At 68.8% G+C, this 12,370-nt stretch carries 11 protein-coding genes and 1 riboswitch; all 11 genes read left to right on the plus strand.

Annotated features, from left to right (window positions below; all coding sequences use genetic code 11):
* The first annotated feature begins 92 nt into the window (after nt 1–92).
* The 11 genes from E0E18_RS10845 to E0E18_RS10895 all read left to right on the plus strand — a co-directional run bounded on the left by E0E18_RS10845 (nt 93) and on the right by E0E18_RS10895 (nt 12,370).
* Complete coding sequence (locus tag E0E18_RS10845; protein ID WP_161972279.1) at nt 93–782, plus strand: TetR/AcrR family transcriptional regulator; 690 nt, start codon at nt 93–95, stop codon at nt 780–782.
* Between the two features lie 207 nt (nt 783–989).
* Nucleotides 990–1,116: riboswitch (glycine riboswitch) on the plus strand.
* A 59-nt stretch (nt 1,117–1,175) separates the two neighbouring features.
* A complete protein-coding gene (gene gcvP / locus E0E18_RS10850) occupies nt 1,176–4,118 on the plus strand; it encodes an aminomethyl-transferring glycine dehydrogenase (protein WP_130840792.1) in 2,943 nt (980 codons plus the stop codon).
* A 4-nt stretch (nt 4,119–4,122) separates the two neighbouring features.
* Nucleotides 4,123–5,331, plus strand: a complete 1,209-nt coding sequence (gcvT, locus tag E0E18_RS10855; RefSeq protein ID WP_130840794.1) for a glycine cleavage system aminomethyltransferase GcvT — start codon at nt 4,123–4,125, stop codon at nt 5,329–5,331.
* A 30-nt stretch (nt 5,332–5,361) separates the two neighbouring features.
* The gene (gene gcvH, locus E0E18_RS10860) at nt 5,362–5,745 is read left to right on the plus strand and encodes a glycine cleavage system protein GcvH (protein ID WP_066586658.1); all 384 of its coding nucleotides are present in this window, start codon (nt 5,362–5,364) and stop codon (nt 5,743–5,745) included.
* Between the two features lie 36 nt (nt 5,746–5,781).
* Nucleotides 5,782–7,482: a hypothetical protein gene (locus tag E0E18_RS10865; RefSeq protein ID WP_110482141.1), complete on the plus strand. Its 1,701-nt coding sequence runs from the start codon at nt 5,782–5,784 to the stop codon at nt 7,480–7,482.
* 115 nt (nt 7,483–7,597) lie between these two features.
* On the plus strand, nt 7,598–8,170 hold the full coding sequence (pyrE, locus tag E0E18_RS10870; protein WP_130840796.1) for an orotate phosphoribosyltransferase: 573 nt from the start codon (nt 7,598–7,600) through the stop codon (nt 8,168–8,170).
* The gene (locus E0E18_RS10875) at nt 8,167–8,889 is read left to right on the plus strand and encodes a lysoplasmalogenase family protein (protein ID WP_237559752.1); all 723 of its coding nucleotides are present in this window, start codon (nt 8,167–8,169) and stop codon (nt 8,887–8,889) included. Before pyrE ends, E0E18_RS10875 begins: the two co-directional genes overlap by 4 nt.
* A complete protein-coding gene (locus E0E18_RS10880; protein ID WP_130840798.1) occupies nt 8,882–9,589 on the plus strand; it encodes a TrmH family RNA methyltransferase in 708 nt (235 codons plus the stop codon). The genes E0E18_RS10875 and E0E18_RS10880 overlap by 8 nt, the downstream gene beginning before the upstream one ends.
* A 10-nt stretch (nt 9,590–9,599) precedes the next feature.
* The gene (locus E0E18_RS10885) at nt 9,600–10,814 is read left to right on the plus strand and encodes a glycoside hydrolase family 76 protein (protein ID WP_130840800.1); all 1,215 of its coding nucleotides are present in this window, start codon (nt 9,600–9,602) and stop codon (nt 10,812–10,814) included.
* A gap of 62 nt (nt 10,815–10,876) precedes the next feature.
* On the plus strand, nt 10,877–11,911 hold the full coding sequence (fbaA, locus tag E0E18_RS10890; RefSeq protein WP_066586673.1) for a class II fructose-bisphosphate aldolase: 1,035 nt from the start codon (nt 10,877–10,879) through the stop codon (nt 11,909–11,911).
* Between the two features lie 12 nt (nt 11,912–11,923).
* Complete coding sequence (locus E0E18_RS10895) at nt 11,924–12,370, plus strand: DUF3151 domain-containing protein (RefSeq protein ID WP_066586675.1); 447 nt, start codon at nt 11,924–11,926, stop codon at nt 12,368–12,370.

The raw sequence follows: 12,370 nt of genomic DNA on the forward strand, positions 1-12,370 counted from the left end.
ACTGCCCGAAGTAGCACAGCTGTACTACAAGGGATGACGGAAGCGAGAGTAGCACAGTCGTATCAGAAATGGTGGGGCGCTACAGTGGCCCCATGTCCCGTAAGAGCGCCACCGAACGCCGCGCCGACGCCCTCACCGCCGTCCGGAGGCTCATCGTGGAGCAGGGGATCGAGGCGGCCAGCGTGCGCAATGTCGCCGCAGCCGCAGGAATGTCGGCAGGATCGCTCCGCCACATCTTCCCCTCCCACGAGGACCTCTTCGTCGCCCTGCTGGAGGACGCCGAGACCACGGTCGGATCCCGGATCGGGGAACTGATCGACCGGTCCCGTGGGGGGGAAGACACCGATGACGTTCCCGCCGACGGGAGCGGGTGCACCCCGGCAGACCGGAGGCGCGCCCTCGCACTGGAACTGCTGCTCCAGGTGGAACCAGTGGGAGGGGGGGACGCCGGGGGCCGGCCCACCCCCGCCGGCGGAGGAACACGGTCGGACCTGCTGGCCCAGCTGGCGGTGCTCACCGCGAACCCGGGCAACACCCGGCTCGCCGAGGTCCGCCGTCGCACCGGTCAGGCACTGGACGGTCTGTGCCTCCATGTGGTGCGGGAACTGCTCGCCGACACATCCGCCGACCCTGCCGCGGTGGACGTGCAGGCCACGGCGCTGGAACTTCGGCTGATCCTGGACGGCACAGCCCTGCGCGTCCTCGAGAACCCGGACTTCGGTGAGGAGCAGGTGAGGAAGTTCCTGGCGCACACCCTCGACCGGCTGATTCCACCGTCCTGACCAGGGATGAGGGGAGAGCGCCGACGCGACCGTCACCCCCTCCCCGTTCGGCGTGTCCCACGTCACCGCAGCAGTTATACTGAGCCCGCACGAACCACAATTTCATGCGCCGCTCGTAGCCGCGGTGGGAGAGGCCGGTGGAAGCCCGGCCGCCGTAGGAGCAAACACCTCCCCGTCAGACACTCTCAGGCACCCGTACCGCCACGGCGAGGCAACTCTGGAAAGTGCAGGTCACCGTCGTTCGTGAGCTGCCGCCGAAGGAGAAAGGCACCCTAGGAAGCACACCAGCGTGGTCATGCTGAAGCTCTCAGGCACCCTCGACAGAGTGGGGAGGACTACCATCCACGCACATCTCCGCGCGCCAGGAAACACCCTGCGCAGGAAGAAGAAGACATGGCAGCCCCCCACTACCAGCGGCACATCGGCCCGGACGCCGACGACACCCGTGCCATCCTGGACACGCTCGGCTACGGGAGTACTGAAGCTCTCGCGGCCGCCGCAGTACCGGCGTCCATAGTCCAGGACACACCGACCGACCTGCCCCCGGCGCTCGACGAAACCGCCGCGCTCGCCGCACTGCGGGACTTCGCCTCGAAGAACACGCTGAAGAAGCAGCTCATCGGTGCCGGCTACCACGACACGGTCACCCCCGCGGTGATCCGCCGCAACGTCGTCGAGAACCCCGCCTGGTACACCGCCTACACGCCTTACCAGCCCGAGATCTCCCAGGGCAGGCTCGAGGCCCTGCTGAACTTCCAGACCATGGTCGAGGACCTCACCGGCCTGCCCGTCGCCGGAGCCTCACTGCTCGACGAGGCCACCGCGGTCGCCGAGGCAGTCCAGATGATGGCACGGCTGAACTCCAGGGCGGCGAAGAAGGGCGGAGTCATCCTTCTCGACGAAGCCCTCCACGATTCGAGCATCAACGTCACCCTGACCCGGGCGGCGGCCGCAGGACTGCCGGTCACCGTCACCCCGGTGGACGTCGGTACCGTCCGCCGGCTGGCAGAGGAGGGCACCGTGATCGTCGGTGCAGTGGTGTCGAACCCGGCGACCACCGGTGAGCTCCGTGACGACCTGCCGGAGGTGGTCGCGGAAGTCCACGACCGGGGTGGTCTGGTCACGGTCGCCGCCGACCTGCTCGCGCAGGTGCTCGTCCGGTCGCCGGGGGAGGCGGGAGCCGACATCGCCGTCGGGTCCGCACAGCGTTTCGGGGTCCCGCTGTTCTTCGGCGGACCGCACGCCGCATTCCTGTCCTGCCGCGAGGAGTACCAGCGCAAGATGCCCGGGCGCATCGTCGGCGTGTCCGTCGACGCCGAGGGGACGCCCGCCTACCGGCTGGCACTGCAGACCCGTGAGCAGCACATCCGCCGTGACAAGGCCACGTCGAACATCTGCACCGCCCAGGCACTGCTCGCTGTCGTCGCCGGTTTCTACGCCGTCTGGCACGGACCTGACGGGCTGCGGTCCATCGCCACCGGAATCCACTCCCGCGCAGTGGCCCTGGCGGTCGGACTGGCTGAAGCCGGTCTGACCCTGGCGTCCGACCTGTTCTTCGACACCGTCACCGTCGAGGTCACCGACGCCCCCTCGATCGTCGCCGCGGCGTGTGACGAAGGTTTCAACCTCCGCCTCGTCGACGACATTCACGTCGGGGTCTCGGTCGGAGAATCCACCACTGACGCCGATATCGCGGCTCTGCTGCGCATCATCGCCGGTTCCCGCGTCACCGTCGACACCTCCGGTTTCGTCCTCGACGAAGGTCCCCTGTCCGGGTACCTGCGCACCGACGACATCCTCACCCACCCCGTGTTCAACACGGTGAGCTCCGAGACCCAGATGATGCGGTACATGCGTCGGCTCGCCGACCGTGACCTCGCCCTGGACCGGACGATGATCCCGCTGGGCTCCTGCACCATGAAGCTCAACGCCGCCGTGTCCATGGAACCGATCACCTGGCCGGAGTTCGCGGGCATCCACCCGCTGGTGCCCGAGGACCAGGCGACCGGCTGGCTGGAACTCATCTCCGACCTCGAGGACCGTCTGGCGAAAATCACCGGGTACGCCGCCGTGTCCGTACAACCCAATGCCGGATCCCAGGGAGAGTTCGCCGGCCTGCTGGCCATCCGCCGCTACCACCTCTCGCGTGGGGAGGACCAGCGCACCCTCATCCTCATCCCGGCGTCCGCCCACGGCACCAACGCCGCCTCCGCGGCACTGGCCGGGCTGAAGGTGATCGCCGTGAAGTCCGCCGCAGACGGTTCCGTCGACCTTGCCGACCTCGACATGAAGATCATGGAGTACGGTGACCGGATCGCCGGCATCATGATCACCTACCCGTCGACCCACGGCGTGTTCGAGGAGCACGTCGACGCCGTGTGCGAGAAAGTCCACGCGGCGGGAGGACAGGTGTACATCGACGGTGCCAACCTCAACGCACTCGTCGGGCTCGCCCAGCCGGGTGTATTCGGCGGCGATGTCAGCCACCTGAACCTGCACAAGACCTTCACCATCCCTCACGGTGGCGGTGGTCCCGGTGTGGGACCGGTGTGCGTCGCCGACCATCTCATCCCCTTCCTGCCCACCGACCCCTGGAGTGACCCCTCCGTCGCACCCGCTGTGGTCGGGGGACGCCCGGTCTCCGGGGCCGTCTACGGCTCGGCCGGGGTGCTGCCGATCTCCTGGACTTACATCGCGATGATGGGTGGGGAGGGGCTCACCGAAGCATCGCGGACCGCGCTGCTCAACGCGAACTACATCTCGCACGAACTCGCCGCGTCCTTCCCCACCCTCTACACCGGCAGCAACGGTCTGGTCGGACACGAGTGCATCCTCGACCTGCGCGAACTCACCAGGCAGTCCGGGGTCACCGCGGCCGATGTGTCCAAGAGGCTCATGGACTACGGTTTCCATGCCCCGACCCTGGCCTTCCCCGTCGCCGGCACCCTGATGGTGGAGCCGACCGAGTCCGAGGACAAGGGAGAACTCGACCGCTTCATCACCGCGATGAGGAGCATCCGGGCAGAGATCGACGAGGTCATCGAAGGAAAGGTCGCGGTGGAGGACTCGGTCCTGCGCCACGCCCCCTTCACTGCGGAATCCGTCGTCCGTGACGATTTCGAGGACGCCGTGTCCCACGGACACTTCACCCGGGAGAAAGCGGCCTTCCCGGTCCGGTCCCTGCGGCGGGACAAGTACTTCCCCGCCGTCCGCCGCATCGACGACGCCTACGGCGACCGCAACCTGGTCTGCACCTGCCCCCCGGTCGAAGCATTCGATGTCAGCGGGGAGACCGACAGCGGTTCCGCCACCTCCGCAGAGCACGAGGAGAACTGACACCATGCCCCGGAAGACAGCACTTCATGACATCCACGCCGAACTCGGCGCGAAGTTCACCGACTTCGGCGGGTGGGACATGCCCCTCAGGTACGCCAGCGAACTCGACGAACACCGTGCCGTGCGCGGGGCCGTCGGCGTGTTCGACCTCTCACACATGGGAGAGATACGCGTCACCGGACCGGAGGCAGCGGCCTTCCTCGACCATGCCCTGATCTCCCGAATCTCCGCGGTGAAACTGGGGAAGGCGAAATACTCGATGATCTGCCGTGAGGACGGCGGCATCATCGACGACCTCATCACCTACGCACTCGGGGAGAACGAGTACCTTGTCGTCCCCAACGCCGGCAACGCCCGGACAGTGTTCGAGGAGTTCACCGAACGGATCGGGAACTTCAACGTCACCGTCGTCGACGAGACCGAGGAGACCTCGCTCATCGCGGTGCAGGGTCCGAAGGCGGCAGAGGTCATGCTCAGGATCACCGACTCCGTCGCCGCCGCCCCCGCCGCCTCCGGGGCAGCAGCCGACGGAGACTCCGACCCCGTCGAGGCGGCGGTGGAGGGACTGCGCTACTACGCGGCCTTCCGGGGCACCGTCGCCGGAGTCCCCGCACTCATCGCCCGGACCGGGTACACCGGCGAGGACGGGTTCGAGATCTTCGTCCGTGACACCGACCCGGATGACACCCCCGGTACCGGCAGTGGCGCCGCAACGGTGTGGAGGGCAGCCCTCGCCGCGGGTGAACCTTTCGGCGTCCTGCCCTGCGGGCTCGCCGCCCGCGACACCCTCCGCCTGGAGGCGGGCATGCCCCTCTACGGACACGAGCTCTCCACCGCCGTCACCCCGGTCGACGCCGGTCTCGGCGTCCTGGCGGCGACGGGAACCAAGGACGCGTTCGTGGGACGCGACGCCATCCTGGCGGCCAAGGAGAAAGGCCCGGACCAGCATCTCATCGGGCTGGTGGGTGAGGGAAGGCGTGCCGCCCGCGAAGGCTACGAGATCCGGGACGCCGAAGGCAACCGGCTCGGAGAAGTCACCTCCGGCGCACTGTCCCCGACCCTGGGCCACCCGGTGGCGATGGGCTATGTCGACGCCACCGCCGCGCAGGACGGTGGACCGGCGGCTGTCGGCTCCACCATCACCGTCGACATCAGGGGGAAGAGCTTCCCTTACACCGTCGTCGAGCTGCCGTTCTACAACCGTGAGAAATAGAATTCCTTCAACTGCACCGAGGAGAGAACAATGACTGAAATTCCCGCCGACCGCCTGTACTCCGTGGAACACGAATGGGTGAACTCCACCGACATCAACCCGGGGGACACCGTCCGCGTCGGGATCACCCACATCGCCGCCGACGCCCTGGGTGAGATCGTCTTCGCCGAGCTTCCCGAGGTCGGCACCGAGATCGAGGCCGGGGAACCGTTCGGGGAGGTCGAGTCGACCAAGTCGGTCTCCGACATCTTCGCACCGGTCTCCGGGGAGATCACGGCGGTCAACGAGGAGATCGCGGACAACTCCGGTCTGATCAACGAGGACCCCTACGGGGCCGGCTGGCTCTACGAGGTGAAGGTCACCGGTGTCGGTGACCTCGTGGACCATGAGGCCTACGCCGCGGACAACATGTGACGCGGACGGAGACCACCTCCGCCTAGACTGTCGTTGATGTCTTACCCGGTTGTCGCCCTCGTCCTCGGGCTCGTACTGCTGATCTCAGCTGCGGGCCTGTTCCTGCGTGCCTCCGGACAGGACCACCGGTCCGGCAAGGGCACTCCGCCCGGCGGTGAGGGTTCCACCGGTTTCACCGGGACCGCCGGTCGGGACAGGGTGACAGGACAGGACGCCCGGGGTGCGGACCGGGGTCGTCCGCGACGGAACCCGGGGGAGAGCCGGCCCGCGGCGTCCTCCCCCCGCTCCCCGGGGGATGTGCCCTCACCTGCGGTACCCGCGGCAGATGCCGACGTTCCGGCCGTACCGGTGACTCCGGGCACACCTCAACGCAGTGAGGAGGTCCCGGGTCATGGGCCCGGGCCGACCGCAGCACCCACGTCCGGCGGTCTGTTCGGTGCGCGGCGTGGGCGCCGGAACTGGGCGGCCTCCCACGGCTTCGAGTACACCCGTGAGGACGCCTTCCTCACCGTGGAGTGGCCGGTCAGCCTGATCCGTCTCATGACCCCCACCGACTCCGGTCCCACCGCCCGCGACCTCGTCTCCGGCTTCGTCGACGGGCACCAGCTCCACATTGCCGATGTCGCAGGGTCGACGGTGTTCGCCCTGCGCCGGGGGGCCTATTCACCGGTGGACGTGCACATCAGTGCGGTCGCGGCGGTGCCCGCGGGAATGCGTCACGACCGGGCTCTCGACCGTCCCCCGTTCAGTGTCTACACGACGGACGTCCGCGCCGCGGCCCGGCTGATGGACGTCCGGGTCGACACCGCACTGCGGGGACTGACGGGTGATGTCTCCGACGTGGCATTCTCCGGGGCGTGGGTGGCGGTGCGCTGCCCGCGCAGGACCGACCCGGACAGGTGGGACGCCCTGCTGCCCCACCTCACTGCGTTGGGGACGGCGTCGCGGGTACTTCCGCCGCTGGTGACGTCCGCGACGCTCGACATCACCGTCGCCGACCCGACCAGACCCAGACCGGCCTCGGGAGCGCGGGTCGCCCCCGTGCTGCCGGACGCCGGCCACGGTCCCGGAGAGGTGCCGGAGGAGGCTCCGGCCCGCCCCCGGGACCGCGCGGACAGCCCGCGTCCCGGTCATCTGCGTGCGGTGCCGGACAGTCCTCCCCAGGCATCTGAGGCCCGCACGCCTGAAGCCCGCACATCTGAGGCCCGCACAACGGGGGAGTCCCCGGCCCCGGGGGCAGGCGCGGAGGGAAGTTCCCCCGAGCTGAAGCAGGACCTCAGGCAGGACCTGGATCAGGATGCTGTACCGTCCGCCGCAGAGGTGGAGGAGCATCCTACCGTGGAGAGGTCGGCGGAGCCGGTGGAGTTCCCGACCCGTGCGCGTGGCAGAATCCTCGGCGACGCGGACCTGGACGGGACGTGGCCGGAGGATGTCGCCGAGGACGGTCTGACCAGGATCCCCGCCCTCGGGGAGGAGCCCTCGCCCACTCCGGGGCCGGATCCCGGTGATCCCCGGATCATCCGGGCTGGGACGTCGGCGACGATCTTCTCCGACGGTCCGGGCATCGGTGCCGGGATCGGGGACCCCGAGCCGCGCAGGACGCCCCGACGGCCACGGCGGGGACGCCACCGTGGCCCGGAGGCACGGCACGCAGACACCGGAGGCGCGGGGACCGGCCGTGATGATGCCGAGGTCTACGACGTGGTGGACCCTGAGATCATCGACCCTGAAGACTGACCTGACCGGAAGGCGTCCGCGCACTGACCTCACGGGTCGTCTGTCGGCCGGGTACCGGGGTGTTCTAGGATCAGTGACCGTAGCGTCACCGTCCACAAGCCCCAGGAGCCAGCCGATGAGCGTCCCCGCCGTCAACCCCGACAAACTCCGGCGTCTCGCCGAGCTCGTCACCGAACTCTCCGTCGTCCGGGGCAGGGTCGTACTGTCCTCGGGCAGGGAGGCCGACTACTACGTGGACCTGCGCCGCGCGACCCTCCACCGGGAGTCGGCGAAACTGATCGGGGAGCTGCTGCGCGAACTGACCGCGGACTGGGACTACGTCGCCGTCGGCGGGCTCACCCTCGGGGCGGACCCGGTGGCCACCGCCGTGATGCACACCGGTGACGGAGTGGACGCCTTCGTCGTCCGCAAAGAGGCGAAGAAGCACGGCATGCAGCGCCGTATCGAGGGACCGGACATCAGCGGCAGGAGGGTCCTCGTTGTCGAGGACACCACAACCACCGGGAATTCCCCGTTGACCGCCGTCGCAGCGGCTCGTGAGGCCGGGGCCACCGTTGTCGGGGTGGCCACCGTGGTGGACCGTGCCACCGGTGCCGGGGACGTCATCGAGGCCGAGGGCGTGGAGTCCCGCAGTCTGCTGGGCCTGGCAGACCTGGGTCTCGCCTGGTCCGCCCGGGGACAGCCGTGACGTCCACCGCACGCATCCTGCGCGGCGCCTACCTCACCGCCGGTGCGGTGTCGGTCCTGGCGGCAGCGGCCGGACCACGTGGCGACCGGTTCACCCGAACCGTGAAACCCGCGCTGATGCCGTTGCTCGCGGCATCCGCACTCGCGGGGAGGCGTACCGGGGCAGGCCCAGGGGCCGTCACGGGGGCAGTCGCCGGGGTGGTCGCCGGACTGGCCGGAGGGTGGGTCGGTGACGTCATCCTCATGGGCCCGGACGGCCGTAGTGCGGACTCCCGGACCCGGGCCCGCAACCTCAACCGGGGTTCGGCGGCCTTCGCCGTCAACCAGGTCGCCTACATCACCGCACTGTGGCGGAAAGGCCACCGGCCGCAGAAGGGGCCCCTCGCCCTGCGGGTTCCGGTACTGGCGTCCGGTGTCCTCACCGCGGCCACCGGGGCGCCGGCGGCCCTTCCCGCCGCCGTGGGCTACGGCTCCCTGCTCGCGGCAGCGTCGGTGCTCGCCGCGGACCCGACGGTGACGGGTAGGCACGCCGACCTGCACGGGGTGGGACTCGGCGGCAACCTCTTCGTGCTCTCCGACGGGCTCATCCTGGCCCGTCAGGCATTCCTCACAGGGCAGAAACCCCTGGTCCGGGTGCTTGACGGCATCGTCGACGGGCTTGTCATGGCGACCTACGTCGCCGCCCAGCTGCTGCTCGTGGAAGGACTCACCCGTGAATGAAACCACACCTGACAGGGGGACGGAACCCGCGCCCGACCGGGGCCCGACCGAGTGGTCCGACCATCCGGTCGGGGTCGGGCCGTGGGCGGAGGAGCATCCGGGCGTCCCCTCCCCGTCGGAGGGCCCCGACGGCGACCGTTATGATCCCGACCTGCTGGAACACGGTGACCGGCGCAATGTCGTCGACGCCTACCGGTACTGGACGCGGGACGCCGTCGTCGCCGACATCGACACCCGACGCCATCCGCTCCACATCGCGATCGAGAACTTCGAGAACGACTCCAACATCGGAACCGTCGTGCGCACCGCCAACGCCTTCGCCGTCGACACTGTGCACATCGTCGGACGCCGCAGGTGGAACCGGCGTGGAGCGATGGTCACCGACCGTTACCAGCACCTGATGCATCACCCGGACACGGCGTCGGTCATCGCGTACGCGCGGGAGCACGGTCTGACTGTCGTGGCGGTGGACAACACCCCCGGATCGGTGTCCCTGGAGACCGTCCGCCTGCCCGAGCGCTGTCTGCTGCTCTTCGGGCAGGAGGGTCCCGGGGTCACGGAGGAGGCCCAGGACGCCGCGAGTATGACCGTGTCCATCGCCCAGTTCGGGTCCACCAGGTCGGTCAACGCGGGGGTGGCCGCGGGTATCGCCATGCACACCTGGATAAGGCAGCACGCCGACCTGGGCCGTTCCTGGTAGAAACGGTCCCATGGAGGAGATCTGGGACCACCGCGCCGACCTGGCGGAACAGGCCGTCCTGGAACGCCACGTGACAAGGCTCTGGGGAATCCCGAAAACCTCCCTCGCCGTCATCGCGTGGCCGCCGACGACCCGGGACAAGTTCTTCTACCACTGGCACTGCTGGTGGCAGGCCCAGTTCATCGACTGCCAGGTCGATGCCGCGACCCGTCGGGCGACAGGGCGTCGACTCCGCCGGATCCGACGTACGGTCCGTGCCGTACGCATCCGTAACCGGCGTGCACTGCCGCACAACGAGTTCTACGACGACCGGGCCTGGCTGGCTCTGGCCATGCACCGTGCCGGAGAACTGCCGAAGTACGGGTCTGTGCGCTACCTGCCGGGCCTGTGCTCCTCGCTGCTCGACGGGATCGACCCGCTGACCGGCGTCCTGCCGTGGCGGGACGGCCAGGACTTCTTCAACGTGACGACGAACGGTCCGGCCGCGATCCTCGCGGCGCGCACGGGGCGCCGTGACCTCACCGGGCAGTTCGTCGAGTGGGTGTACCCGCGGCTGATCAACGCCGACGGTCTGGTGACGGACGGGGTGAGACTGCGCCTGCACGGTGAGGAGCAGGTACCGCGGGTCCACACGGTGAACCAGGGGCTGGTCCTCGGTGCCCTGGTGGAGCTCGCCCGGTCCCTGCGGAAGGACGCCGGGGTCCCGATGGGCGCGGTCAGTGAGGTGGGTACCCGGTGCCTCACCCGCGTACACCAGCTGGTCCAGGCGGTGGCAACGCACATGGCCACGACCGACGGAATCATCGACACCGGTGACACCGGCGACCCGGGGCTGACCGGATGGCAGGGCAACGGGGGAGGGGACGGGGGCCTGTTCAAGGGAGTTCTCGCCCGGTACCTCGCGCTCGTGGCCACCGGACTGCCCAGCGACGACCGTCTCGGCCGGGCGACCCGTCAGCTGGCCAGGCGTCTGGTACTTCAGTCGGCGGAGTCGGTCTGGCACCACCGCCTCGAGGTGGACGGGCTGCCGTTGTTCGGGGCGTCCTGGGGCCGGGACGCGGCCCTGCCCCGCACCGGCGGGCGGGTCGGGACCGCACTGGCCTCGGGCCCGGGGGCGGGTCTGGGGGGACCGGGGCGGGATCTGTCGGTGCAGGTGTCCGGATGGATGCTGATGGAGGCGGCGGTCAGGGTGACCGGAGGGGTGGTCCGGGACTCCACGGACTGAGCGGAGCAGGCATACTGGAGAGCAGCCATGCGTCAGACAGTGGACACCTAGGGAGGACCTCCATGCCAATCGCCACCCCCGCCGTATACCGGGACATGCTCGACAAGGCCAAGGAAGACGGATACGCCTACCCGGCCATCAACTGCACCTCGTCAGAGACGATCAACGCCGCCCTCAAGGGCTTCGCGGACGCCGAATCCGACGGCATCATCCAGTTCTCCACCGGCGGTGCCGAATTCGGTTCCGGGCTCCACGTGAAGAACATGGTCGCCGGAGCCACGGCCCTCGCCGCCTTCGCCCACGAGGCTGCGAAGCATTACGGGGTCAATGTCGCCCTGCACACCGACCACTGCCAGAAGGAGAAGTTGGACACCTACGTCCGTCCCCTGGTGGAGATCTCCCGCAGGAGGGTGGAGGCCGGTGAAACCCCGCTGTTCCAGTCCCACATGTGGGACGGCTCGGCCATCCCGATCGACGAGAACCTGGAGATCGCCAGGGAACTGCTGCCCGCGTGTGCGGCGGCGGACATCATCCTCGAGGTGGAGATCGGTGTCGTCGGCGGCGAAGAGGACGGAGTGGAGGCCAGGGCGGGGGACAACCTGTACACCACGGCCGAGGACTTCGAGAAGACCGTCGACGCGCTCGGCACCGGGGAGAACGGCCGGTACATTCTCGCCGCGACCTTCGGTAACGTCCACGGCGTCTACAAGCCCGGCAATGTAAAGCTGCGCCCCGAGGTCCTCGACATGGGGCAGCGGACCGCCGCGGCGAAGCTGGGACTTCCCGAAGGCTCCAAGCCCTTCGACTTCGTGTTCCACGGCGGATCAGGGTCGGAGAAGGAGAAGATCGAGGAGGCGCTGCGCTACGGCGTCATCAAGATGAACGTCGACACCGACACCCAGTACGCCTTCACCAGGCCTGTCGCCGGCCACATGTTCGCCAACTACGACGGTGTCCTGAAGATCGACGGCGAGGTGGGCAACAAGAAGGTCTACGACCCCCGGTCCTACATGAAGAAGGCCGAGGAAGCCATGAGCGTGCGGGTCGTTGAGGCCTGCACCGACCTGCACTCCGTCGGCACGACCCTGTCGAAGTAGGTCGGGGCTGACATGACGGAACAGATCAGGAAGGGCAGGGACCTCTTCGGTGCCGAGCATCCTGCGGTGATGCTCCCGGCGTCCCTGGCGTCCTCCGTTGTCGGCGGCGAAACTCTCGCCGAACTGGAGGCGAAGGCTGTCGCAGACCCGAAGGACTCGGGTGTGTGGGCGGCCCTGGCCGCCTACCACCTGCAGCAGGGAGACCTGCCGAGCGAGAAGATCACGGCGTACGCCTGTGCACGTACGGGCTACCACCGTGGGCTGGACGCCCTGCGGGCCAACGGGTGGCGGGGGACCGGTCCGGTGCCGTGGTCCCATGAACCCAACCGGGGTGTGCTCCGGGCGATCATGATGCTCGCCGTCGTCGCCCGCGCCATCGGGGAAGAGGACGAGTACATCCGCTGCCTCAACCTCGTCAACGACTGTGACCCCGGAGCTGCGGACGAGATGCTGAAGTAG

The organism is Corynebacterium neomassiliense, assembly GCF_900626215.1.
Classification (GTDB): Bacteria; Actinomycetota; Actinomycetes; order Mycobacteriales; family Mycobacteriaceae; genus Corynebacterium; species Corynebacterium neomassiliense.

Bases quoted from the DNA above. Each gene is read 5' to 3' on its own strand.
- E0E18_RS10865 (WP_110482141.1), top strand. From the start codon at position 5,782: ATGTCTTACCCGGTTGTCGCCCTCGTCCTCGGGCTCGTACTGCTGATC.
- pyrE (WP_130840796.1), top strand. From the start codon at position 7,598: ATGAGCGTCCCCGCCGTCAACCCCGACAAACTCCGGCGTCTCGCCGAG.
- E0E18_RS10885 (WP_130840800.1), top strand. From the start codon at position 9,600: ATGGAGGAGATCTGGGACCACCGCGCCGACCTGGCGGAACAGGCCGTC.
- E0E18_RS10845 (WP_161972279.1), top strand. From the start codon at position 93: ATGTCCCGTAAGAGCGCCACCGAACGCCGCGCCGACGCCCTCACCGCC.
- fbaA (WP_066586673.1), top strand. From the start codon at position 10,877: ATGCCAATCGCCACCCCCGCCGTATACCGGGACATGCTCGACAAGGCC.
- E0E18_RS10895 (WP_066586675.1), top strand. From the start codon at position 11,924: ATGACGGAACAGATCAGGAAGGGCAGGGACCTCTTCGGTGCCGAGCAT.
- gcvH (WP_066586658.1), top strand. From the start codon at position 5,362: ATGACTGAAATTCCCGCCGACCGCCTGTACTCCGTGGAACACGAATGG.
- gcvT (WP_130840794.1), top strand. From the start codon at position 4,123: ATGCCCCGGAAGACAGCACTTCATGACATCCACGCCGAACTCGGCGCG.
- gcvP (WP_130840792.1), top strand. From the start codon at position 1,176: ATGGCAGCCCCCCACTACCAGCGGCACATCGGCCCGGACGCCGACGAC.